This window comes from Aquimarina algiphila (genome assembly GCF_947494415.1).
Taxonomy (GTDB): Bacteria; Bacteroidota; Bacteroidia; order Flavobacteriales; family Flavobacteriaceae; genus Aquimarina; species Aquimarina algiphila.
Genome location: NZ_CANLVC010000006.1, coordinates 1,260,136 through 1,283,541, shown reverse-complemented (window position 1 = coordinate 1,283,541; position 23,406 = coordinate 1,260,136). Strand labels below are relative to the sequence as shown.

Genomic DNA, 23,406 nt, shown 5'->3' with positions numbered 1-23,406 from the left:
GTTCAGGAAGGAGGTCAATCAGATGTTACTGCTGATTGGTTAATGCCAGTAATTAATGCCAGCAATGGTATCAACTCTAATACAACTAAAAACAATGTCATTCTCGTACAACATGATGATGGCTTTAATGAGGGGCAGGCTAATCAATCAAAACTCAACAATGTAAAAGCAAATACTAGATATTTTCTTCTTGATGATGGAAATGCTGGTTGGAACGATGGTTGGGGAGATCATGGACCCTGGTCTACTCCTATGTACAGAAATAGAAGTAATTCATTTGTTGATCAAGCTAAAAACTCTCCCAATAGTGTAGCTAAAACCCTATGGACAGAGGCTGATCGTATTTTCAACAATTATTTCCCAAACGGATTTCCCCATGATTGGTCATTCTTCTTCACAGATGGTGTTGATTATTCAGATTGTGTAGAAAACTGGTGGATTTTTGAAATAGGTTCAAATGCAGATACACATGACAAATTTTGGTCAAGATATGTAATGAATACTATATCAAACCCTGGTCCAGACCCTACTCCATGTACCAATAAAACATTTGAAGAAAAAAACGGTATAGCAGCTATCGAAGCTGAAGATTTTGTAAAACAATCTAAAACTAAAGATAGAGAGTGGTTTATTATTGGTAGTGGAGGAAATGGTAGCACGCCTAATCCAGATCCAGATCCAGGTCATCAAGGAGCTGCAAGTGGAGGAAAATATGTTGAGTTATTACCTGATACTCGTGTAACGCATGGTGATCCTCTAGTTCCTGGAGTTAGCTTTTCTGATGCACCAGGTGTCGCTGCTGTATTAGATTATAAAGTAAAATTTAATTCTCCAGGTAAATATTTTGTTTGGGTAAGAGCGTATTCTACTGGATCCGAGGATAACGGAATACATGTTGGTATTGATGGTACCTGGCCAGATTCTGGAAAGAAAATGCAATGGTGTGCCGGTAAAAATGCCTGGACATGGGAAAGTAAACAACGTACGAATGCTAATCACTGTGGAGTTGCACAGCAAATATTTATAAACGTACCTACCGCTGGTATTCATACCATTTCGTTTTCTATGAGAGAAGATGGTTTTGAAATGGATAAATTTATTTTATCAAAAGCGTATACTAAGCCATCTGGTGCAGGTGCCAATCCTATTGCAGCAAATTGTGATAATCCAAACCCTAACCCTACTTCAATTGCTATTCCGGGAACCATTCAAGTAGAAAACTTTGTTGCTAAAAATGGAGGAGTAAAAGCTGAAAACACACCAGGAGGCGGTCAAAATTTAGGATTTATTACAAATAATAACTATACAGAATACAATATTAATGTTGCTAATGCGGGTACTTATAAAATGGATGCCTTCGTATCTTCAAATGGTGTGGGAGGAAATATTGTAGCTTCTGTTGCCGGAAATAATTTGGCAAGCTTAACTGTTCCTGTAAATAATGACTGGCATAACTATAGTACTCCTGTTTCTGGAAACCTGAATTTGGCTGCAGGTACACAAAAAATTCGTTTTACGTATACTGGTACTGCTGGTTTCTTGTTTAACTTTGATCGTGCTGTATTAACTTTGACTACTCCAACCGGTTCTGCTAATTGCAGTACAGCACCTACTAATCTGGCTATTGCAAGTGCTACGAACACTTCGGTCACTATATCATATAACAATACTGCTAATGATACACGTACGTTTGAATTAAGGGCATTCCCTAAGGGTGGATTCTCAGGAAACATTAATTCTGGCGGTGTAGGATTTGCTGCTGGTGCTGCCGGAAGTACTTCTATAACGATGAATGGTTTACAAAACGGAACTTCTTATGATTTTGTATTGAGAGCTTTATGTAGTGGAGGAACTCCTGGTGCGAGTCCACTAGCTCCTACTATCGTAGGAAGTACTACAGGAGGTACATCCGCAACCACTCCACAAACTACAACATTATCAGCCATTGATGATGCATTTCTGCAAGGAAATACTCGTTACAATAGTTCTATATTACGTACTGAAAGTGGAAAAAGAGTTTCCTACTTAAAATTTGACGTATCAGGTATTAATGGGCCGATTACAGCCGCTACACTTAAACTAACTGTAAGTGGTGATAGTGGTAATGGTAACATAGAAGTAAACCTTGGTAATAGTAATAATTGGACTGAAGCTAATTTAAATACAGCAAATGCTCCTGCTAAAGGTGTTTTGTTAGGAAACTTAAACAAAACGTATAGCTTAAATCAAGCCCAAAATTTCACATTAAGTAATTTAGCCATTAGTGGTAATTTCTTATCTTTAGTAGTAACACAAACTGGAGGAAATGACGTTAGTTTTGCTTCTGATGAAAATGCTAATGGGAAACCTGTATTAACTATTACCTATGATGCGCCAGCTAGTGCCAAAATTGCGTTAGACACCTCTAAAACAATGGTATATCCAAATCCAGCAGTAAATGAACTGCAAGTACTTGGTATTGCTAAACACGATGTTATATCCGTTAGAGATCTTTCAGGAAGAACTGTAATTCGAGAAAATACATCAACAACAAAAAATATGAAACTAGATGTGTCTAACCTTCAAAAAGGAGTATACTTTTTAACAATAAAAAACAACAGTAAAAGTACTACACTTCGATTTATGAAAAATTAAAATAAATCAAATCATTCAATATCTTAAAACGCCATGCAAAATAAATGCATGGCGTTTTTATAGTTATTAAAGCTTATAATTTCATATTTAGATAGTGAAATAAACCAATATCATTTTTATCTTTCATTCACACATTACAGCACTCTATATCCTATTATCAATCAGTTAAAAACATTTCATTAATAGATTATTTTTTTTAACTGTAGAAATTCTTCTTTCTGTCATTTATAATATAGCAGCTCTAATTATACTTATAAATATTAAATCGTTCAGCAAATAAACCTTATATAAAACTGACTTCTAACATTTTAGTTTATGGGTCCTTTTAGACAATTATTACTGCCATCTCACTTTGGAAGCTCCTACTGCCTTCATATTAAGAGTAACATTAAAAAATAACTTTCAAACCACCCTATTCATATTTAAAATGCTGATTTTAAGATATTTAACCAAAAACATATATTAAGAACGGGAGTATTTCTTAAGAGGGGTACAAACAGGGTACATAGTGTACAAATGGAGTACAAAATCATTTGTACCCTTCTTTTATGTAATAACTATAGTGATTCCATTATGGTAACAATACATTAGTGCGGTTTATTTAAAACAGAACTATTTAACTAAAAAAACTTTTTAACACAAACACAAATCATGAAAAAAACTCCAGTATTAATTCCATCATTATTAACAATAGTGATGTTATTAATTATGCCCTTTAGAGGGCATTCGCAATCCGTTGATGTCAGCGGAACACTCCAGAAATGGCATAAAATAACCGTTTCCTTAACATTACCAGGGAATAATTTAACCGAAGCTGCAGCCACATTTAGAAATACTAGAATGGATGTGATTTTTACAAGTCCAAGTGGTAGAAATATCAGAGTACCTGGTTTTTTTGCTGCAGATGGAAATGCAGCTAACACCAATGCAAAACAAGGTAAAGTATATAAGGCTTATCTAAGACCCGATGAAACGGGAAACTGGACATATCGTATATTGTATTATACCGGTAATGATATTGCAATTAGTAATGTTGGTAATCTACCTTCTCCTGTGCATAATCTCACAGGAAGTGCTGGAAGTATTACTGCGTCTAATAAAACAGCTCCTGATTTAAGAGCAAAAGGACGTTTGGTCTATAAAACGACTGGTACTGATAGTGAACGTCGTTATCTTCAATTCTCTGAAACAGGAGAATACTATTTGAAGTTAGGTCCTGATTCTCCTGAAAATTTCCTAAACTATAATGATTTTGATGCTGATGTAGCGGGTAATATTAATTCTGGGTTTACTCCAGAACATCAATTTAACCCACATGCTACAGATTATAACAACACTGACCCAACTTGGGATGGTGGTAAAGGTAAAAATATTATCGGTGCCTTAAATTATCTGAAAGATCAAAAAATGAACTCTGTTTCCATGAGTCTTTTTGGAGGTGATGATAAAAATGTATACCCATGGACAACTGCTAATGCTAAATTTGTTTATGACGTATCTAAATTAGAACAATGGGAAATTGTTTTAAATCATGCTGAACAAAATGGGTTATTGTTACATTTAAAATTAGCTGAAAACGAAAACTGGGATGCTTTAAACAGTACCGAATTAAAAACATATTATCGAGAAATGATTGCACGATTTGGGCATCATCTTGCAGTAGAATGGAATTTTTCTGAAGAATATAGAGGAACTCCTGCCAGTGCTATCGAACGTATTGATTTTATGGCTGCTAATGATCCTTGGCAAAACCATCGTGTAATTCACACATATCCAGATGAACACAATAAGTACACAACTTGGTTAAGTCTTGATGCAAAACTAACAGGAGCATCTATACAGAGTTCTAGTAAAAATAATTATGCCTCTGCTTATAATGGTCCTGACGGAATATTAACTTGGATTAATAATTCCAAAAATGACGGAACTCCATGGGTAGTTGCTTCTGATGAACAAAACCCTGGTGGAACTGGAATATTTACATCGCAAGATATCGCTAATAGCTCAGTAAAAACAGAAGCAAGAACCCGTATTCTTTGGAAAACTATGATCGCTGGTGGACCTGGTGTAATGTGGTATGGTGGTGGACAAGGTGATTTTAAAACCGAAAATTTTAACCGTTTTAATACATTATTCAACTGGTCACGTTATGCTGTAATCGATTTTTTTCAAAATAATAATATTGAATTTTGGAAAACTTCAAATAATGACAATTTAGTTTCAGGTTCTGCAAACTGTTTGGCTGAAACTGGTAGAACTTATGTAATCTATCTAGAAAATGGAGGTTCAACCAATCTAAACTTAAATGGACAATCAGGAGACTTCTCAGTACAATGGTTTAATCCACGTAACGGAGGAGCGCTATTAAATGGTAGTGTTACTCAGGTTGCTGGTGGTGCTAACAGAAGTATTGGTAACCCTCCTAATTCTGCAAACTCTGATTGGGTTGCTTTAGTAAGACAAAATGGTACAGATCCAGTTTCTGGAGTAAGCATTACACAAGCAACGGTATCTGTAAATGTAGGAAGCACATCTAATTTGACAGCAGTAGTAACTCCTTCATCAGCCGCTAATAGAAATGTATCATGGTCTTCAAATAATACAGCAGTAGCTACGGTAAATGCTAACGGTGTTGTAACTGGAGTTGCAGAAGGTACAGCAACTATAACTGTAACTACTCAAGATGGTGGTTTTACTGATACCTCTACAGTTACTGTTACTCCTGCGCCAGTCATAACAGGTGCCTGGGTAGAATCTGATGGTTATTTAGTCATTGATACTGAATCACTTGATTTTCCCACAAATTCACTTTGGTCGAAAAAAACAACTGGAGGAAATCAGCCTTTAGGTAATGGTTATATCCAATATGATGGTCCAGATCGCCAATTCGTTGATCCTCTTCCTGATGGAGTTTTAAAATATGATATCAAGATAAATACTCCTGGTACTTATCAATTTATTTGGCGAACAGGATATGGTTTCAATTCAACAACATTTGATGGTGCAAATGATTCCTGGTTAAAAGTTAACGGAACCGATTTTTATGGAACAAAAGGAAGTGCCAAGGTTGGAAGTCTAAATGAATGGATGAAAGTATGGGTACAGAAAGATGCCTTTGTTAATGAATGTTTTGGTGAGCATAACGGTCAAAACGGACTAGTAATTTTTGCTGACTTTGATGCTCCCGGCTATTATTCTATTGAAGTAGCAGGACGTTCACAGGGACATGTTATAGATAGGTTATTTATGTTCCAAACTGGAAAAGGAACTATAGCAATGAACACTACAACTCCAGAATCTCCACGAGAGGGTAATACTACCCCTATAGCTGTAACTGGAGTTTCTGTATCTCCTGCAACGGTTTCTATTAATGCTGGTCAGACTAGTGCTTTAACACCAAGCTTTACCCCTTCTAATGCCACTAATAGAGGTATAACTTGGAGTTCAAATAATACTGCAGTAGCTACAGTTAGTGCGACTGGTGTAGTTACTGGTGTTGCAACCGGTAGTGCAATTATCACAGCAACAACTGCTGATGGTGGGTTTACTGCTACAAGTACTGTTGCTGTCGGTGGAGGATCTTCTTGTACTAATGTAAGCCTAAGCGCTATTACTGATTTTGCGAACAGAGAATTAACTGGGTTTGCTCCTGGATATGTAGATACTGTAAGAAATGCTTTAGCAATTGATGCATCACAATACAAAGATCAATTTGCTGCTGCAACAACTTCATTCAGTGGTGAAGCTGGAACTTATGATGTCGTTATTAATACACTTACCGAATTAGATGGTGAAAGTACCTATAGAATATTTATAGATGAAGTATTAATTGGTACATTCCAAAACCCTACTACAACCACAGATTATGCTCCGGCTAGTCAAACTTTTACAGGTATAACTGTGGCCAATGAAGCCGTACTTAGAGTAGAATTTAATTCTAATACTAATGGTAATATTCCAGAAGGAAATGGTACTGCTTTTTCTAGAGGACGTTGGACATCATTAGAATTTAGGTGTAGTGACAATACACCAACACCTGCTGATTGTAATACTGCACCAACAAACTTAACAGTATCAGGTGTAACCAATACATCTGTAACTTTATCATTTGATAATACTACTAATGATAGTAGAACTTTTGAATTAAGAGCTTTCCCTCAAGGAACTTTTACAGGAGATATAAATGCAACTTCATCTGGTTTTGCAGCTGCAGCTGCAGGTAGTACATCAGTTACTATGAATAATTTACAAGCAGGTACGGCATATGATTTTTTATTCCGTGCTCTATGCCCAGGAGGAACTCCAGGAGCAAGTCCATTAGCTCCAACAGTTGTAGGAACTACTTCAGGAGGTACAACTACAATTGCTGTAACCGGAGTAAGTGTTTCACCAACAACAGCTTCAATTGATGTTGGACAAACTAGTAACTTAACAACAACCGTTGCTCCAGTTAATGCAACCAATAAAAATGTAACATGGAGTTCTAGTAACACTGCAATTGCGACGGTTAATACTAGTGGTGTAGTTACTGGAATATCTGCAGGAGCTGTGACTATTACGGTAACTACTGTGGATGGAAACTTCACTGCTACTAGTGCAATCACTGTAAATGCAGTCAATACTGCCGATTGTAGTGCTGCACCAACAGGTTTAACAGTATCCAATGTTACTGATACTTCTGCAACTTTATCATTTGATAATACTGCGAGTGATACCAGAACTTTTGAATTAAGATCTTACGCACCAGGAACTTTTACAGGAAATGTAAGTGTTGGAGCTTCTAGTTATGCTAGTGCACCTGCGGGAAGTACTTCTATTACAATTAACGGATTAGTCGCTGGTACTACATACGATTTTGTTTTCCGTGCTTTATGCGTTGGAGGAACTCCAGGAGTTAGTACTACTTCTCCTATAGTAACCGGAACCACTTCTGGAGGTACCACTACAATTGCTGTAACCGGAGTAAGTGTTTCGCCAACAACAGCTTCAATTGATGTTGGACAAATTAGTAACTTAACTGCAACCGTAGCTCCCGCTAATGCAACTAATAAAAATGTAACATGGAGCTCCAGCAACACTGCTATAGCAACAGTTAATGGTACTGGTGTAGTTACCGGAGTGGATGCAGGAACTGCTACTATTACTGTTACTTCTGTAGATGGAAACTTTACTGCTACCAGTGCTATCACTGTAAATGCTATCAATACTGCTGATTGTAGTGTTGCTCCAACAGGGTTAACAGTATCAAGTGTTACTGATACCTCTGCAACTTTATCTTTTGATAATACTTCTAATGATACTAGAACAATTGAGGTAAGAGCATTTAATGATGGCACGTATACAGGTTCTTTATCTGGTGCTTTCGCTTTCGCTTCTGGATCTTCAGGGGTTACATCAATTACTGTTAATAATTTAGTAGCTGGTACTACATACGATTTTGTGGTACGTTCTCTGTGTGGTGCAGGAGGAAATGGACCAAGTCCAGTTGCTACACTTTCTGGTAGTACTTCTGGAGGTACAACTACCACACCGCAAACAGCAACTTTAAACCCTGTAGATGATGCTTACATACAAGCAAGTAATAATTCTACAATAAATAATAGTGTTCTTTATGTTGATGGAACAAATCGTGTTTCTTACTTAAAATTCGATGTCTCGGGTATCACTGGAGCTATTACTTCTGCAAGTTTAAAACTTACAGGAAATACTGATGTGGGTAACGGAGTAATTAACGTTAACCTGGGAACTAATAGCAATTGGACAGAAACGAATTTAACTTCTGCTAATGCTCCTGCCAAAGGTGCTTCATTAGGAAATGTAAATGGTCCTTTCTCAAATGGTGCAGTTAAGGATATCGCTTTAACTGGTGTTACTGTAAGTGGTAATTTCTTAACCTTAATCGTTAGCCAGGCTAGCGGTGGAGATGCTAACTTCAATTCTTCTGAAGCTGCGACTGGAAAACCCGTTTTAACTATTGCTTATGATGAGCCAGCCGGTGCCAAAATTGCTTTAGATAACACTAAAATAGTCGCATACCCTAACCCTGCACAAGATCAATTACAACTTATAGGTATCGCAAAACAAGATGTTATATCTGTTAGAGATCTTTCAGGACGAACAGTAATTCGAGAAACTACATCAACAGAAAATAACATCAAATTAGATGTATCTCGTCTTCAAAACGGAATTTACTTTTTAATGGTAAGAAGTGCTAGTAAGAATACTACTCTTCAATTCATGAAAAATTAACTTAGACTATTATACTATTAAGTATTAGTATTAGTATTAGTATTAAAGGTGACTCTATTACAATAGAGTCACCTTTAACTTTGATAAAATGAATACTATTTGTTATTTTAGTTGAGAATACTATACTTATGATTTCTCAAGAAATACGTCTGGTAAAAATATCCCTTACAGATAATGAAAAATTGACCAAAATTGGAAGACAAACCTTTTATGATGCCTTTGGTCCACCAGCCAATACTGAGGAAAATATCCAAAGCTATCTGAATGAAAAATTTACCCTGGAGCAAATTACGAAGGAACTTCAACACTATAATTCATTTTTCTATTTTGCCATGTTAGATAATATAATAACAGGATATATTAAACTAAATATGGGAGATGCCCAAACTGAGTCTATGCAGGGTAATCCGCTCGAAATAGAAAGAATTTATGTCTTAAATAGATATCAAGGTAGAAAGATTGGACAATCATTAGTAAATGAATCAATACGTATTGCTAAGGAAAAAAATGCAGATTATGTTTGGTTAGGTGTTTGGGATCAGAATCCCGGAGCTATTAGATTCTATGAAAGAAACGGATTCAAAACCATTGATAGTCATAAATTTATGCTTGGAACAGAAATCCAAACGGATATCATTATGAAATTAGAAATCTAATAATTTTTAAAAATTATGATTTTAATAACAATATTGAATCCAAATATAACGTAATTTTGAAATGATCATTTCAATTAAAAATGCCAAAAGTAGAAACATTTGACAGAAACCAGGTTTTACAAAGAGCCACAGAAGTATTTCATATCAAGGGATACAATGGTACTTCTATGCAAGATTTGGTGGATGCAACTGCTTTAAACCGGTCTAGTATCTATAATTCTTTTGGTAGTAAATTAAGTATGTTCTTAGAAGTTCTTTCTTACTATCAATCCAGTGTTGGTGGACAAATGGATAGTAGACTTATTCACGCTCATAATGCATCTGATATGATAAATGCAATTTTTGAAATGTATCTTGATGAAATATTGATTGATGATGATAAAAAAGGATGCCTGATAGTAAATTGTAAATCCGAAATGACAAATCAGGAACCTTTAATCAATGCATTCATGGAAAAAAATCAAGATAGAATGATTGCTATGCTTGAGGATATTGTATACAACGGACAAATGGAGAAAATTTTTAATCAAGATCAAACTGCAAGTCAATATGCGCTTTATCTATTTTCATCCATACAAGGATTGCGAATGACAGGAATATTGAATAAAAATGAAGAAGACCTTAGAAATTTAATACAAAACTTAGTTAAAGTACTTTATTAGTATATTTTTTTTAATCAATTTGAAACGATTGTTTCAAATAAAACATCTTAACATAAAATAATAAAATGAAAAAATTACAAGACAAAGTAGCCGTTATTACCGGCGCTAATAGCGGAATAGGATTGGCAACCGCTAAACTTTATTTACAGGAAGGTGCCAAAGTAGTCATTTCAGGAAGACGTCAAGAAGCTCTGGATGAAGTCTCAGCAGAATTAGAAGGGGATTTCATTACAATAAAAGCAGATGTATCTAAAGCAGAGGATAACAAAAGATTAATCGAAGAATCAACTGCAAAATATGGTAAAATTGACATCCTCTTTCTTAATGCAGGTATTGCTCCTCCTACTCCAACAAACGAAATAACCGAAGAACATTATGACACTTTATTTAACACAAATGTAAAAGGTCCTATCCTGGCGACAAAAGAAGCATTGCCACATATCAATGACGAAGGAACTATTCTTTTTACCAATTCTGTTGTTACCCAGAAAGGTTTTGATGGATTAGGAGTATATTCTGCAACCAAAGGGGCATTGCGTGCATATCAACGTGTTTTAACCTCTGAAGTGAAATCAAGAGGTATTAGAGTAAATTCTATCGCTCCGGGACCTATTGCAACTCCTCTATATGGAAAAATGGGATTACCCCAGGATGTAGTGGAAGAAATGGGTAAAGGGTTTGCACAACAAGTACCACTAGGTCGCTTTGGGACTTCTGAAGAAATTGCAAAATCTGCATTGTTTTTAGCCTCAGATGATGCATCATATATTAATGGTGTAGAATTAGAAATAGATGGTGGATTAAGTCAGATTTAAGAAATAAATGATTTAGAAATAGAAAAAGCTGATTATAAGAATAATCAGCTTTTTCTATTTCTAAATCATCACTTTATCTCTACTAGTATGCAATAGCTAATAAAAACTCATCATAATAGATTTTTGTATAAAAAATACATTATTTGTATATTACAATCTTTAAAATCTATTATTTACATAATTTTCACGAATTCTTTATCAAATTTCCAAACTCCTCCCATTTGGCATATAACTTATTGAAAGTATACTATGGGAAAAGAAAATGATAATCACAAGTGGTATTCGTTAATAGAACTATCACAAAATTTCTTCGAATTAATAGTTTCTTCTGAAACAAATCAAATTAATGCTTATACCGGTCATAAATCTGAAGATCAGAAAAAAAAGGATAAGTTCATTACTTTTTTTTTGAGCACATATACAATTGATAATACCAAAAAAACAGGTAGACAAATAATTCTAAATGTAATAATCAATTACACCCCTATTTTAAACACAAACTTAAACTCTATAAAAACAACTCTATTTGATTGTTATAACTGAAATAATTACGATTAACAAAATTTATAATTAAAAACAATAGAATGAAAAAATTACACAACAAAGTAGCCATCATTACAGGTGCAAATAGTGGAATCGGACTAGCAACAGCCAAACTATATTTAAAAGAAGGTGCTAAGGTAGTGCTTTCGGGAAGGCGTAAGGAAGCCTTAGATGAAGTAGCAGCTTCTCTTACAGGAGATTTCATTACTGTCACTGCAGATGTATCTATAGCAGAAGATAACAAAAGATTAATCAGGGAAGCAATCAATACATACGGTAACATTGATATTTTATTTCTTAATGCCGGAGTTGTTTTAAAACCTACTCCAACTGATGAAATTACAGAAAAGCACTATGATGAGATATTTAATATCAATGTAAAAGGGCCAATACTAGCTATAAAAGAAGCCTTGCCACATATAAATGATGCAGGAACGATTTTATTTAATAACTCTGTAGTTACACAGCGAGGTTTTGATGGCCTTGGAATATACTCTGCAACCAAAGGTGCATTACGTGCCTATCAAAGAGTATTAACATCAGAAGTTAAGTCCCGAAAAATAAGAGTAAATTCTATTGCTCCAGGTCCAATTGCTACAGATATTTTTACAAAAATGGGATTACCAAAAGATATTACCGAAGAAATGGGTAAAGGTTTTGCCCAACGAGTACCATTAGGTCGTTTTGGTACACCAGAAGAAATAGCCAAATCAGCATTATTTCTAGTTTCCGACGATGCTTCTTATATCAATGGTATAGAATTAGAAGTTGATGGTGGAATGAGTCAGATTTAAAAAAAATAATTTATAAACTAACATAAAAAGCTTTAGATTAAATATATCTTTAAAGCTTTTTATGTTAGTTTACAATATTGATAGTGTGTTTGGATAATACCACAATTATCGAACTACTATTAACTTATCTTACGATGATTAGCTTATAACGTTTACAGCTTCCTTTAGAAACTTCTAGTTTGTAAAAACCTCTTTTCCAACCTTCAACCTTAATTGTTTTTAAAATATCTTCAGTTTCATTTGTCTCTTCACTTTGAAAAACAAGTTTTCTACCGAATAGATCATATATTTTAATCTTAAAGGTTCCTTTTTCCTTTGAGTCAATCGCCACATTCAATATTTCAGAAACAGGATTTGGATAAGCTTTAAGTCCTATATAAAAATCACACCTTCTCTTTCTTCTGGATATTTTTCTCACATTTCCTAATCCACTAAACTCAGAAACATACAATTCACTTCCTGATCTATTTGAAATAATTCCTGCAGGATAAGAAAATGTAGCTTCAGAAATATTACCATCTACATTGCCATTAGAACTACCTGCATATATCTCTACATCATCAATCGATCTGGGATTAATTTTATAGATTTTATGCTCTCCATAATTAGTCCCAAAAAGAGAGCCATTTGCATATGCAAGAAAAGCTAGAAAAGGAAAGTCTGTTCCAGAATCAGGGACCGTAGCTACATATTCTAATTCTTTTTTTCTTGAAGATAATTTATAAATCTCTCGATTATTAAAATTACCTATATAAAGAGCTCCTCTTCGATCAAAAGCCAACCCTACAGGCGAATCAAGAGGTGCTCCTTGATAAAGTACCTTAATCGTACCATCTGGAAATAATTCTTTAATACCATTGTCTTGTACATCTGTATAAATTATAGTATTGCGATATAATGATTTGATCATTCCTGATGGAATTCCGCTATCTAATGGAAAACTTTTTACAAGACTTCCGTTAGTATCATATTTCATAATTGTTCTCCCCCCATACTCTGCAACAAATAGATTATCCCAAGAGTCAAAAGCTAAACCATTGGGATTCTGTAATCCGGTTACAAAAGTACTTACTTCTCCTTTTGGTGTTATTTTATATACTGTATTCCCTACAAAATTAGATCCATATAAGTTCCCTTTAGAATCAAGAGCCAACGCATCATCAATATCTGCTTCGGGAGAGTTTAAAATCGTAGTTACATTTTGGCCATAGGTTGTAAAAGATAAAATAATGAATATAAAAAAATAGAATTTCCTCATTTTATGATAGTTTTTGAGTGAATTAAAACTTACTGACTTATCGTAATTATTTCGTTTAAAATTATCTTTTTTGGACAATGCTTTCTTTGTAATGAAGTCTACCTTCCTTTTTTTGAAGTGAATAGCTTTTATTTTGATGTGAATGGAATTATCAAAAAATTAACAAATTAATTTTAACTACATTGTTCAATAATCTTGTAACCATATCACCAACATATAATGAAAATTTCGGCATTGATAATTGATGATGAACCTCTTGCGAGGAAATTAATATCAAATCTACTAATCTCAATTTCTGAAATTGAAGTAATAGGCCATTGTAAAACGGGGCGAGAAGCTATTTATCTGATTAATGAATTAAATCCGGATCTTATATTTCTAGATATTAAATTAAAAGATATGACAGGATTCGATATTCTTGAAAGAATTTCTGTAAAAACGCCTGTTATAATATTTGTAACTGCTTTTGAATCCTATGCATTAAAAGCATTTAATTTTTTTGCCTTTGATTATTTATTAAAACCATTTAATGAAGAGCGTTTTTATATTTCAGTAAAAAAAGCTTTAGAAATTTTCAATAAAAAAGAAAACCTATTGCTTCAGGAAAAAGTAGGTGATTTACTTAATTATATCAAAAATGATGACAACAATATCTCTTCATTAAATAAAAGAATACCGATTCCACTTAGAAATAAAACGACATTTATTGATACTGAATCTATCTTGTATATTACTGCTTCTAACTACTATGTAGAAATTTATACACAAGAAAGAAAATATTTGTTAAGAGAATCGATGCAAAACTTACTAAAGCAACTAGACTCTAATACTTTTATACGAATTCACAGATCTACCATTGTGAATATTGACTATACAAAAGAACTTATAAATTCAGCTTATGGAACAATCGATGTAAAAATGAAAGACAATCATCAATTTAGAGTTAGTAAAGGTCATAAAAATCACTTTTTAGTAAAAATGGGAATAAAAAATGAAAAATTACATTGATAAAAAGTTATTCTTCATCCTTATGGGCTATGTAATTGCTTATAAGATAGTCATCATATTAAGAGTGATCTTATTTTGGTTTTATGAAGAAAAAAGTTTTAAAAATATTGAATTACTTACTATAATTATTAGAGAGTTAACTGGTGCAATATTTATTGTTGCCCCTATAGTCTGCTTAATTCTTTTTTTAACCAAAATTATGATAGGCTACAACTATAAATGGTCATATATCATAATAATACATTTTATGATGTCTTGGATATATGGTTTTTTTATCTCTTTGTTTGGAGAAATATATATAGCGATTTCCAAAGCAGATATTACCTCTTTTTCGGGAGATAAAATAATTTATAACTTAATATATTTTTCAAGTCGTGATTTCTTAGGTTACGTTGGGTTTGTGAGTATTATTTATTCTTATTACTACATTAATAGAAGTACAAAAATGGAGTTACAGAAAGCATACTTATCTCAACAACTTCTAACCATGAAAATGGAAGCTCTAAAATCTCAGTTAAACCCTCATTTTTTATTCAATACGCTTAATAGTATTTCTGCACTTATAAAAGAAGATCAAAAGAAAGCTCAAGATATGATTATGTACTTAGGAGACTTATTGCGAGAACTATTAATTCTAAAAGATGAAAACCTTATTACTGTTGATAAAGAACTAACCATACTTAATAAATATCTAGATATCATGAAGATTAGATTTTCTGATCATTTATCTATCGATATTTCTATTGAAAAAGAAATTGAAAATGTACTCATTCCAACAATGATCATTCAACCTATTATAGAAAATTCATTGAAACATGGATACTCATATGACGTAACAAATCTTAAGGTACAATTAAACATAAGTAAAAGGGAAAACTCCCTTAGGCTTCATATAATAAATAATGGAAAGGCTTTAGATTCGCAAAAACCTTCAAATGGTATGGGTTTAAAAAATATAAAAGATCGCCTGCAGACACTATACGATACTAATTTTGATTTTATACTTTCTTCTATTCCTAATAATAAAGGTGTAGAAACCATTATAACGCTTCCAATCGTATAAAACAAAACTTCTTAGTATCTCATTTATTTTTAGGTTTTGGAACATTACCTATAAGCGAACTATTTGATTTAATAAGTTCTGCTATTAGATTACATCCTTCTTCAAAATAATCAGAATCCGCGGGTAATAGCATCCATGTTTTAGGGCCGAAATTTTTTATAATCCTGACATCTTTTATATGCTTCCTTAACTCTTCGTGATACTTCATTTTGGTAGCGATCCACACACCATTATCATGACGATTTTCTTCTTTTTCACATAAAGCAAAAACAATCTTTTCTCCATAATAAAAAGCATCCACTCCAAACATTTTATGATGTCTTAATTGAAGTGGATATAAAGCTTCTAATATAAAATCATAAGGAATCATTGATACATTACAATTCTAATATTTGTCGAATCATTTGATTTGTAAATCCCCATTCATTATCATACCATATCATTATTTTCACAAGATCCCCATCGACTACCCTAGTCATAGAAGCATCTACAGTAGCTGCATATGGGTTTTGTTGAATATCAGAAGAAACGATAGGCTCATAAGTAACGTCCAGTACTTTAAGGTATCTATCTGTTTTTGCTTCTTTTTGAAGGATTTCATTAATCTCTTCTGCACTGGTATTTCTCTCGGCAACAAAAGTAACATCACTAACTGATCCTACAGGAACCGGGGTTCTTATCGCTACTCCGTCAAATTTCCCTTCATATTGTGGCAATGCTTTTGTTGTTGCTATGGCTGCTCCAGTAGATGTTGGAGTAAGATTAATAGCCCCTGCTCTACCCATTCTTGGGTTCTTTTTTGAGGGTGCATCGACTAAGGTTTGAGAAGCTGTATATGCATGAATGGTATTCAGAATTGCCTTTTTAACTCCAATGGTACGTCCTAAAATCTCTACAACCGGACTTATATTATTAGTAGTACAACTTGCACAAGAAAATATTGCTGTTTTTCCATCTTCGGTATTTACTCCATGAACTACAGTAGGGGTATCTTTACTCTTTGTTGGTCCAGATATCACAACATTAGTAGCTCCAGCAAGAATATGTTTCTCAGCATCTTCCCGGTTAGTAAAGAACCCTGTACTTTCTATTACAATATCGATGTTATTTTCCTTCCAGGGTAATTGCTCTGGATCCCTTTGGTTAAAATATAATATTTTTTGTCCATCCACATCTAAATGATTATCATGAACATTGACTTCTTTATCATAAATCCCATAAACACTATCATATTTTAGTAAATATTGTGCATTCTCTATAGACATCAGATCATTTACAGCTACAACCTGTAAATTTGGCTCTTCCATAATTACTTTTAAGGCTGCACGACCTATTCTTCCGAATCCATTAATTGCTATTCTCTTCATATTTTTTGTTGATTTATAATGTGTGATAATTACTACATAATGGTCGCGATAAATGAACGAAAATTACGTTTTAAGAGTATCTATTTATAATTGTTAATCATCTAATAAAGAAACCCCATTAAGGTCTGTTGTAAGCACATCGCTCATATAATCAAAATAAGGCCTTAATAATTCATAATGAAATACAACTTTGTCCATAAAATCAGATGCAAACACTTCATCATCTGTAAAACTATGTTGAACGAAAAAAGATTTGTTCTTAATCAGATCAATAGCAGGATGATCTTTACTAAATCCTTTGGGAGCAGTTTTAACCTGATATTCCTCATTAAAACCTCCAAATACTTTTTTGAAATCTGGTTTGGATAATATGTCTCTAATTTCCTGATCATCCATTTCAAATTCTTTTCGAATTCTTAATAAATCAGCAGGTTGAGGGCCAAAAAAACCACCTGCCATCAAAGAATTACCTGGCTCTAATCGCAGATAATAACCTCCTCTCCTATGTGCTCCCGATCTACTAAAACTTACACTACGATGTACGTTATATGGTGTTTTATCTTTACTAAAACGAATGTCTCGATTGATTCTAAAAACCTTAGTTTTTTCAATTTCATCTTTTTCATTTAATCTCTCCGCAACCTCGGCATAAAATATTTTTAATAATTTTTCATTACGTTGGTATTCTTTCTTGTTCTCGGTCATCCAATCTTTATGATTGTTTTTCTTTAGATTTTTTAAAAACTCAAATGACGATTTTGGTATGGTACTCATATACTAATTTTGAAACTTAAAATTACTAAAATCTATCTTCTGAATTGAAGTTTAACTAAAATTTATGGAATGTGTACCATCATTTCCCTTCTTTACAACCCGTAAGTAAAACATCAATAAAAGAAAAAGTATAGTTCACACTACATACTTACTAGTATCAGTATTATAAACATAAAATTTTAAGTATCTAAAATTGATCTAATAAATAGTTTATTAAATCGGTAGTAGTCACAATTCCCACTAATTTGTCATTATCAATAACTGGTAATGCATGAAATTCTCTTTCAGATAATATTTCTGCTACTTCCTTAATCGTCGTGTCAGAATTTACACTTACAAGATTTTTTGCCATTACTTGTTCAATAGTGAACATTTTATAAACGACAGTATCTACTTCATGTTCAAATTCATTAACCGTATCTACAAAACTTATACGAAGTAAATCTGTATAACTTAATATCCCTACAACAGCATCCCCTTTAACTACAGGGATATGGCGAATTTTATTTTTCTTAAACAACATTTCTGCTGTTTCTAAACCATTAGTGCTGTTTAATGTGATAACATCACTAGTCATTATTTTGGAAATGGGAGTTCTTTTTTTCATTGTAATCAGTTTAAATTTACAATCAAATTTAGGATCATGTTTTCAAAAAAATTATGATAAATATCAGTTGAAATAAAAGGAAAGGGAACACGTCAAGAAAAATTTTTAAACTGAAGATATTTCTTTTTTAAGTTTTTATACAAGCGTATTTGCTTTACAGATTCTTCTTGTTTTTTAACCTATTTTTATGGATAAATACAAATTTAAACCACGGATTGTTATAATTATCTGAAAAATGTAAGGATTTACAACTTATAAGGACTCATGTTATTCTTTATTCTATATATTTACTAGAGTTTTTAAAAGAACTATGATGACCAAAGAAAGAGATCAGATTATAGCAAAGATCGAAGAACAAAAAAAGAACCCAAATTTAAAGCTAAAACTAAAAGAAAGAACAGAATATTTTACAAATTTACTTTTCTATACTTTGTTTGATACCGATACTGAAGTTGCTAAAAATATCGACCTACTCGAACAAACATTTGAAGAACTCGTTGATCTTGCTTGCTGGGAAACAGAAAGACCATGTAGTAAGTTGTGGCAATCTTATCTAGAAAAATTACCTAAGATATTAGAAAAATTGAATCTTGATGCTCAAGCTTTTATGAAAAGTGATCCAGCTGCTAATTCTATCGAAGAAATTTATATGGCGTATCCTGGATTTTATGCTATTGCAATTTATAGATTAAGCCATGAGCTATTAAAATTTGGTCTACCCCTGGTCCCTCGATTAATGACAGAATATTCTCATCGATTAACCGGTACTGACATTAATCCTGGTGCAGAAATTGGAGAATCGTTCTTTATTGATCACGCTACAGGTATTGTTATTGGAGAAACTGTAATTATAAAGGATAATGTAAAAATATATCAAGGAGTTACTCTTGGTGGACTTTATGTGGATAGAAAACTTCGTAATGTAAAACGGCACCCAACTGTAGAAAATAATGTTACCATTTATGCAAACGCAACCATATTAGGAGGTAATACGATTATTGGAGCTAATAGTACTATTGGTGGTAACGCCTGGATTACATCTTCGGTTCCCGAAAATTCAATTATCTCAAACACAGCAGAAATCAAGATCAAAAAAGTTGTTTAATGTCACATCGTATTTTAGACCTTATTGGAAACACTCCATTGGTAAAGGCCACTTCCTTAATTGATAATCCTAATGTTGAATTATATTTAAAGCTAGAAGGTCACAATCCTGGTGGCAGCGTTAAAGATCGTGCTGCTTATAACATGATTAAATCAGCATTGGATCGAGGAGATATCGATCAAAAAACAAAATTAATTGAAGCCACCAGTGGAAATACAGGCATTGCGCTTGCTATGATTGCAGGAATCTTTAAACTTGATATTGAACTGGTAATGCCCGAAAACTCTACCAAAGAACGGGTACAAACAATGAGAGCTTATGGTGCTAATGTTACACTTACTTCTGCTGACATAGGCATTGAAGGAGCTCGTGACTATGCTGAAGAAAAAGTGAATAAAGATGGATATATCATGCTTAACCAGTTCGCAAATGACGATAATTGGAAAGCGCATTATAAAACCACTGGCCCAGAGATTTGGAAAGATACCGAAGGTAAAATCACTCACTTTGTATCCTCTATGGGAACTACAGGGACTATTATGGGTACTTCAACATATTTAAAAGAACAATCAACAACTATACAAATTGTGGGAGTTCAACCTACAGATGAATCCAAAATTCCGGGAATACGAAAATGGCCTAAAGAATACCTTCCTAAAATCTTTAATCCCGATAAGGTTGATCAGGTAATTGAAGTAAGTCAGGAAGAAGCTACAGAAATGGCTAAACGTCTTGCAAAAGAAGAAGGTGTATTCTCTGGTATGAGCAGTGGTGGTTCTGTTACTGCAGCGATTAAACTTGCTAAAACTTTAAAAAGCGGAGTTATTGTGGCTATTATTTGTGATCGAGGAGATCGTTATCTAAGTTCTGACTTGTTTGATTAGCTAGTTTTTTCACTATTATCTTACTAGTGGCTCTTTAATACAATATACCTTTACCATATTTCTCAGTATTAAGCATTTTTTATATCATATCGTATAGAAAAATACCTATAAGTTATAGTAGTAGTATTCTTATCTTTTTAATTTTTAACTGAATTTAAAACACATAAGAGTATGGTAATAATCATCAGAAACATCTTAATCGTTTTAGTTTTTATTTTCTTTCCAGACAATACTCTTGCACAAAAAAATTGGAAAGAGATTCTATCTATTAAAGATTTGAATGACAATTACCCCGAAATATTACATCATATATTTGATCATATTAACCTTAATTATCCTGGTTTAGAAAAAGTAAAGGACGCATATGATAATAACGAAGTTATAAAGGCTTGTGAGTACTTACTTCTATATTATAAAAATGGAAATACTTCAAATTATTTACGAAAAAAACTCCCTATACAAACACATAAAACTATAGCCCAGGCAGATACTATATTAAAGAATGTTTTTACCATTCAGAATGTTAAAGGAAAAGTACCCTACGGTAAAGATGGTCATAGGGATTGGTATTATAAAGGACCAAATGAAGATGCTGAATGGGCTTGGCTTTCTAACAGACACCATCAAGTCGATGAAGTATTGAACGCATATTTTGATACCGGTAATCCCAAATATGTCATCTATATCGATTCTTTTTTAAGAGATTTTATTATAAAAAGTCAACCGTATCCTAATAAACAAACGTGGGGTGCAATATGGCGTGGTTTAGAAGTTTCTTTTAGAAATAAATCCTGGCCTAGAATATTTTATAGTTTAATAGACAGTGAACATCTATTAGATGTCACAAAATTACTAATATTAAGCAGTTTGTCTGATCATGCTGATTATAATCACAAATACCACATAGGTGGAAATTGGTTGACTATGGAGCTATCTGGACTTTCTGTAGTTGCTACTTGTTTTCCAGAATATAAAAAATCTGAAGAGTGGTTGTCTTATGCTACAGAAAAATTAACGCAAAGCATTGCAGATCAAGTCTATGATGATGGAGTACAGAATGAATTAACATCACATTATCATTATGTAGCTCTAATGAACTTTGAAGAGTTTAAAAACACTTGTGAATTGGCAGGAAAAAAAGTTCCTTCATCTCTAATAAGAACAATAGAAAAAATGTATGATTATACTGCAAAATCTATACGTCCAAGTGGTTTTGGTGGGTTAAATAATGATGGTGATTTAATGTACAACAGAGATAATATTCTCAAAGGTGCAAAAAAATTTGACCGTCCTGATTGGGAATATATAGCATCTAATGGTAAGACAGGAATAGCTCCCTCTACCTTATCATATTTTTTCCCGTGGGCTGGTCAGTTGATATCAAGGAATGGATTTGATAAAGATGCACATTGGTCCTTTTTTGATGTTGGTCCATGGGGAGCTACACATCAACATAATGATAAATTACATATTTCGGTATCTGCATACGGGCGTGATCTGCTTGTAGATTCGGGTAGATTTGCGTATACAGGAGAAGTAGCAAAAAAATTTAGATCCTACGCACAAAGCAGTGCTGGCCATAATACCGTTTTAATTGATCATAAAGGACAAGGAGAAGGTCCTTCGGTTACAGAAAAGCCATTGGATACTGCTTCCTATAAAATCACTGACGAATTTGATTACGCTACAGGGTCTTTTAATGTTTTTAATGATATCCAAGGCAAAGCAATACATAATCGATCCATCTTTTATATTCGTGGTGATTTTTGGATTGTAGTAGATAAAATTATTACTGATAGACCGCGAGAAATCGAAACCCTATGGCATTGGCATCCAGAATGTATTGTAGAACAAGAAAATAAAATCGTAAAAACAAATCATGAAAAAGGAAATTTAGCAATAATTCCGGTGGGGTATCAGGATTTTAAAATTACCCAAATTAAAGGAAGAGAAAAACCTAGCCCCCAAGGATGGTATAGCTCAATGTATAACCAGTTTGAACCTAATACAGCAACCTCATATAGTACTACAATTAAAGCCAACAAAACATTAGTTTGGATACTTCAGCCTTCAAAAAATAAGCTCCAATTATTAAAACCAAAAATAATAGCTGAAGACAATAGTCAAATTAAAATTGAAGTAAAATCTAAACAATATCAATATCAAGTCAATATTCCTTTTTACAATAGTACAAAAGCAGCTTTAATCAAAAAATGAAATAAAAAGTCATACTCTTCTATATATTAAAGAAAAGGTATTTGTTTTTTACAACTTAATTATCCAGAATATTAAGAATTTGATCTGTATTGGATACTCTTGCAGTAACAAATATTATTCGTAATACTTGAATTTCTTCTCCTGTAAAAGAAGCTGCGGGATATTCTTCATTAGATAGGCCTTCTGTATAATTTTCTGGTTTTGCCGGAATTTCACTTTCTATTAATTTCACATGCTTATCTGTCATTTCAGAGATTATATATACTTTATCTGAAGTAGCTACTAAATCTCCAATATCCAAAGTTTGTAAAATAAACTTTTTTTGTTGGTTATTTTCAGTCATAAAAGATCTAGTTGCACCTATACTATCTTTAACTTCTAAATAAAACCCAATAGGAACAGCAAGAAGAATTGTTAAAGCAATAATACCAAAGCTCCAATACCCCCATGAAGGAACTTTTAGATTTCTTTTCATTTCTTCTGCTGTCTTCACTATTTCTGTACTCCATTGGGATTTTTTCACCCGTTTTCCGGTATCTTGGCATATGAGATTTGTTATCTTTTTTGGAAAAAGAAAAAAGGAAATTCTAGCATCTCGTCTTATTAACTGAAGAACAACATTACCAGATGAACAATTACCTGTTTTTAGTTCAAAAAAACGTTCTTCTATTAGATTTTCCTTAACCGATATCCACATACCTTATATATTTAACTTGATACTTTTCTTAATTTTATTGTCCATTAATTAGATTTCAAATGTAAGTGAGTAC

The 23,406-nt window shown here is 33.1% G+C and carries 18 protein-coding genes; 12 read left to right on the top strand and 6 right to left on the bottom strand.

Annotated features, from left to right (window positions below; all coding sequences use genetic code 11):
• From PQF96_RS14765 to PQF96_RS14735, 7 genes are all read left to right on the top strand, one after another.
• Positions 1–2,634: carbohydrate-binding protein (locus PQF96_RS14765; RefSeq protein ID WP_271767069.1), on the top strand; the 2,634-nt coding region annotated here is incomplete at its 5' end.
• A 651-nt stretch (positions 2,635–3,285) separates the two neighbouring features.
• Entirely contained in the window at positions 3,286–8,883 is a 5,598-nt protein-coding gene (locus PQF96_RS14760; protein ID WP_271767067.1) for an Ig-like domain-containing protein, read from the top strand.
• 128 nt (positions 8,884–9,011) lie between these two features.
• A complete protein-coding gene (locus tag PQF96_RS14755) occupies positions 9,012–9,539 on the top strand; it encodes a GNAT family N-acetyltransferase (protein WP_271767065.1) in 528 nt (175 codons plus the stop codon).
• A gap of 80 nt (positions 9,540–9,619) precedes the next feature.
• Positions 9,620–10,201, top strand: a complete 582-nt coding sequence (locus PQF96_RS14750) for a TetR/AcrR family transcriptional regulator (RefSeq protein WP_143918687.1) — start codon at positions 9,620–9,622, stop codon at positions 10,199–10,201.
• A gap of 65 nt (positions 10,202–10,266) precedes the next feature.
• Entirely contained in the window at positions 10,267–11,016 is a 750-nt protein-coding gene (locus tag PQF96_RS14745; RefSeq protein WP_271767063.1) for an SDR family NAD(P)-dependent oxidoreductase, read from the top strand.
• A 249-nt stretch (positions 11,017–11,265) separates the two neighbouring features.
• Positions 11,266–11,559, top strand: coding sequence for a hypothetical protein (locus PQF96_RS14740; RefSeq protein WP_271767061.1), 294 nt, complete (start codon positions 11,266–11,268; stop codon positions 11,557–11,559).
• A 41-nt stretch (positions 11,560–11,600) separates the two neighbouring features.
• Entirely contained in the window at positions 11,601–12,353 is a 753-nt protein-coding gene (locus PQF96_RS14735; protein ID WP_109437626.1) for an SDR family NAD(P)-dependent oxidoreductase, read from the top strand.
• Positions 12,354–12,477: 124 nt separating this feature from the next.
• On the opposite strand, the gene PQF96_RS14730 is transcribed toward PQF96_RS14735, so the two are convergent.
• Entirely contained in the window at positions 12,478–13,611 is a 1,134-nt protein-coding gene (locus PQF96_RS14730) for a T9SS type A sorting domain-containing protein (RefSeq protein ID WP_271767058.1), read from the bottom strand.
• Positions 13,612–13,830: 219 nt separating this feature from the next.
• On the opposite strand from PQF96_RS14730, the gene PQF96_RS14725 reads away from it, so the two are divergent.
• On the top strand, positions 13,831–14,619 hold the full coding sequence (locus tag PQF96_RS14725; RefSeq protein WP_271767057.1) for a LytR/AlgR family response regulator transcription factor: 789 nt from the start codon (positions 13,831–13,833) through the stop codon (positions 14,617–14,619).
• The gene (locus PQF96_RS14720) at positions 14,603–15,682 is read left to right on the top strand and encodes a sensor histidine kinase (protein WP_271767055.1); all 1,080 of its coding nucleotides are present in this window, start codon (positions 14,603–14,605) and stop codon (positions 15,680–15,682) included. Before PQF96_RS14725 ends, PQF96_RS14720 begins: the two co-directional genes overlap by 17 nt.
• A gap of 19 nt (positions 15,683–15,701) precedes the next feature.
• Here the strand turns inward: PQF96_RS14720 and PQF96_RS14715 are convergent, their stop codons facing one another.
• From PQF96_RS14715 to PQF96_RS14700, 4 genes are all read right to left on the bottom strand, one after another.
• Positions 15,702–16,052 carry a hypothetical protein gene (locus PQF96_RS14715; protein WP_271767054.1) on the bottom strand — a complete coding sequence of 117 codons (351 nt, stop codon included), beginning with the start codon at positions 16,050–16,052 and terminating at the stop codon, positions 15,702–15,704.
• Between the two features lie 7 nt (positions 16,053–16,059).
• Positions 16,060–17,049, bottom strand: a complete 990-nt coding sequence (gene gap, locus PQF96_RS14710) for a type I glyceraldehyde-3-phosphate dehydrogenase (RefSeq protein WP_271767053.1) — start codon at positions 17,047–17,049, stop codon at positions 16,060–16,062.
• 93 nt (positions 17,050–17,142) lie between these two features.
• A complete protein-coding gene (locus PQF96_RS14705) occupies positions 17,143–17,823 on the bottom strand; it encodes a DUF2461 domain-containing protein (RefSeq protein ID WP_271767052.1) in 681 nt (226 codons plus the stop codon).
• 187 nt (positions 17,824–18,010) lie between these two features.
• Positions 18,011–18,430 (bottom strand): CBS domain-containing protein, encoded by a 420-nt coding sequence (locus tag PQF96_RS14700; RefSeq protein WP_109437632.1) that lies wholly within the window; start codon positions 18,428–18,430, stop codon positions 18,011–18,013.
• Between the two features lie 313 nt (positions 18,431–18,743).
• On the opposite strand from PQF96_RS14700, the gene epsC reads away from it, so the two are divergent.
• The 3 genes from epsC (at position 18,744) to PQF96_RS14685 (ending at position 22,636) form a co-directional block, all read left to right on the top strand.
• Positions 18,744–19,535 (top strand): serine O-acetyltransferase EpsC, encoded by a 792-nt coding sequence (epsC, locus tag PQF96_RS14695; RefSeq protein WP_109437868.1) that lies wholly within the window; start codon positions 18,744–18,746, stop codon positions 19,533–19,535.
• Complete coding sequence (gene cysM / locus PQF96_RS14690; protein ID WP_271767050.1) at positions 19,535–20,419, top strand: cysteine synthase CysM; 885 nt, start codon at positions 19,535–19,537, stop codon at positions 20,417–20,419. The genes epsC and cysM overlap by 1 nt, the downstream gene beginning before the upstream one ends.
• Positions 20,420–20,590: 171 nt before the next feature.
• Positions 20,591–22,636, top strand: a complete 2,046-nt coding sequence (locus tag PQF96_RS14685; protein WP_271767049.1) for an alginate lyase family protein — start codon at positions 20,591–20,593, stop codon at positions 22,634–22,636.
• Between the two features lie 55 nt (positions 22,637–22,691).
• Here the strand turns inward: PQF96_RS14685 and PQF96_RS14680 are convergent, their stop codons facing one another.
• Positions 22,692–23,333 (bottom strand): hypothetical protein, encoded by a 642-nt coding sequence (locus PQF96_RS14680; RefSeq protein WP_109437635.1) that lies wholly within the window; start codon positions 23,331–23,333, stop codon positions 22,692–22,694.
• Positions 23,334–23,406: the final 73 nt, after the last annotated feature.

What these genes read in the sequence shown, in the direction of transcription:
- PQF96_RS14760 (WP_271767067.1), top strand. Translation starts at nt 3,286, where the DNA reads ATGAAAAAAACTCCAGTATTAATTCCATCATTATTAACAATAGTGATG.
- PQF96_RS14755 (WP_271767065.1), top strand. Translation starts at nt 9,012, where the DNA reads ATGATTTCTCAAGAAATACGTCTGGTAAAAATATCCCTTACAGATAAT.
- PQF96_RS14750 (WP_143918687.1), top strand. Translation starts at nt 9,620, where the DNA reads ATGCCAAAAGTAGAAACATTTGACAGAAACCAGGTTTTACAAAGAGCC.
- PQF96_RS14745 (WP_271767063.1), top strand. Translation starts at nt 10,267, where the DNA reads ATGAAAAAATTACAAGACAAAGTAGCCGTTATTACCGGCGCTAATAGC.
- PQF96_RS14740 (WP_271767061.1), top strand. Translation starts at nt 11,266, where the DNA reads ATGGGAAAAGAAAATGATAATCACAAGTGGTATTCGTTAATAGAACTA.
- PQF96_RS14735 (WP_109437626.1), top strand. Translation starts at nt 11,601, where the DNA reads ATGAAAAAATTACACAACAAAGTAGCCATCATTACAGGTGCAAATAGT.
- PQF96_RS14730 (WP_271767058.1), bottom strand. Translation starts at nt 13,611, where the DNA reads ATGAGGAAATTCTATTTTTTTATATTCATTATTTTATCTTTTACAACC.
- PQF96_RS14725 (WP_271767057.1), top strand. Translation starts at nt 13,831, where the DNA reads ATGAAAATTTCGGCATTGATAATTGATGATGAACCTCTTGCGAGGAAA.
- PQF96_RS14720 (WP_271767055.1), top strand. Translation starts at nt 14,603, where the DNA reads ATGAAAAATTACATTGATAAAAAGTTATTCTTCATCCTTATGGGCTAT.
- PQF96_RS14715 (WP_271767054.1), bottom strand. Translation starts at nt 16,052, where the DNA reads ATGATTCCTTATGATTTTATATTAGAAGCTTTATATCCACTTCAATTA.
- gap (WP_271767053.1), bottom strand. Translation starts at nt 17,049, where the DNA reads ATGAAGAGAATAGCAATTAATGGATTCGGAAGAATAGGTCGTGCAGCC.
- PQF96_RS14705 (WP_271767052.1), bottom strand. Translation starts at nt 17,823, where the DNA reads ATGAGTACCATACCAAAATCGTCATTTGAGTTTTTAAAAAATCTAAAG.
- PQF96_RS14700 (WP_109437632.1), bottom strand. Translation starts at nt 18,430, where the DNA reads ATGAAAAAAAGAACTCCCATTTCCAAAATAATGACTAGTGATGTTATC.
- epsC (WP_109437868.1), top strand. Translation starts at nt 18,744, where the DNA reads ATGACCAAAGAAAGAGATCAGATTATAGCAAAGATCGAAGAACAAAAA.
- cysM (WP_271767050.1), top strand. Translation starts at nt 19,535, where the DNA reads ATGTCACATCGTATTTTAGACCTTATTGGAAACACTCCATTGGTAAAG.
- PQF96_RS14685 (WP_271767049.1), top strand. Translation starts at nt 20,591, where the DNA reads ATGGTAATAATCATCAGAAACATCTTAATCGTTTTAGTTTTTATTTTC.
- PQF96_RS14680 (WP_109437635.1), bottom strand. Translation starts at nt 23,333, where the DNA reads ATGTGGATATCGGTTAAGGAAAATCTAATAGAAGAACGTTTTTTTGAA.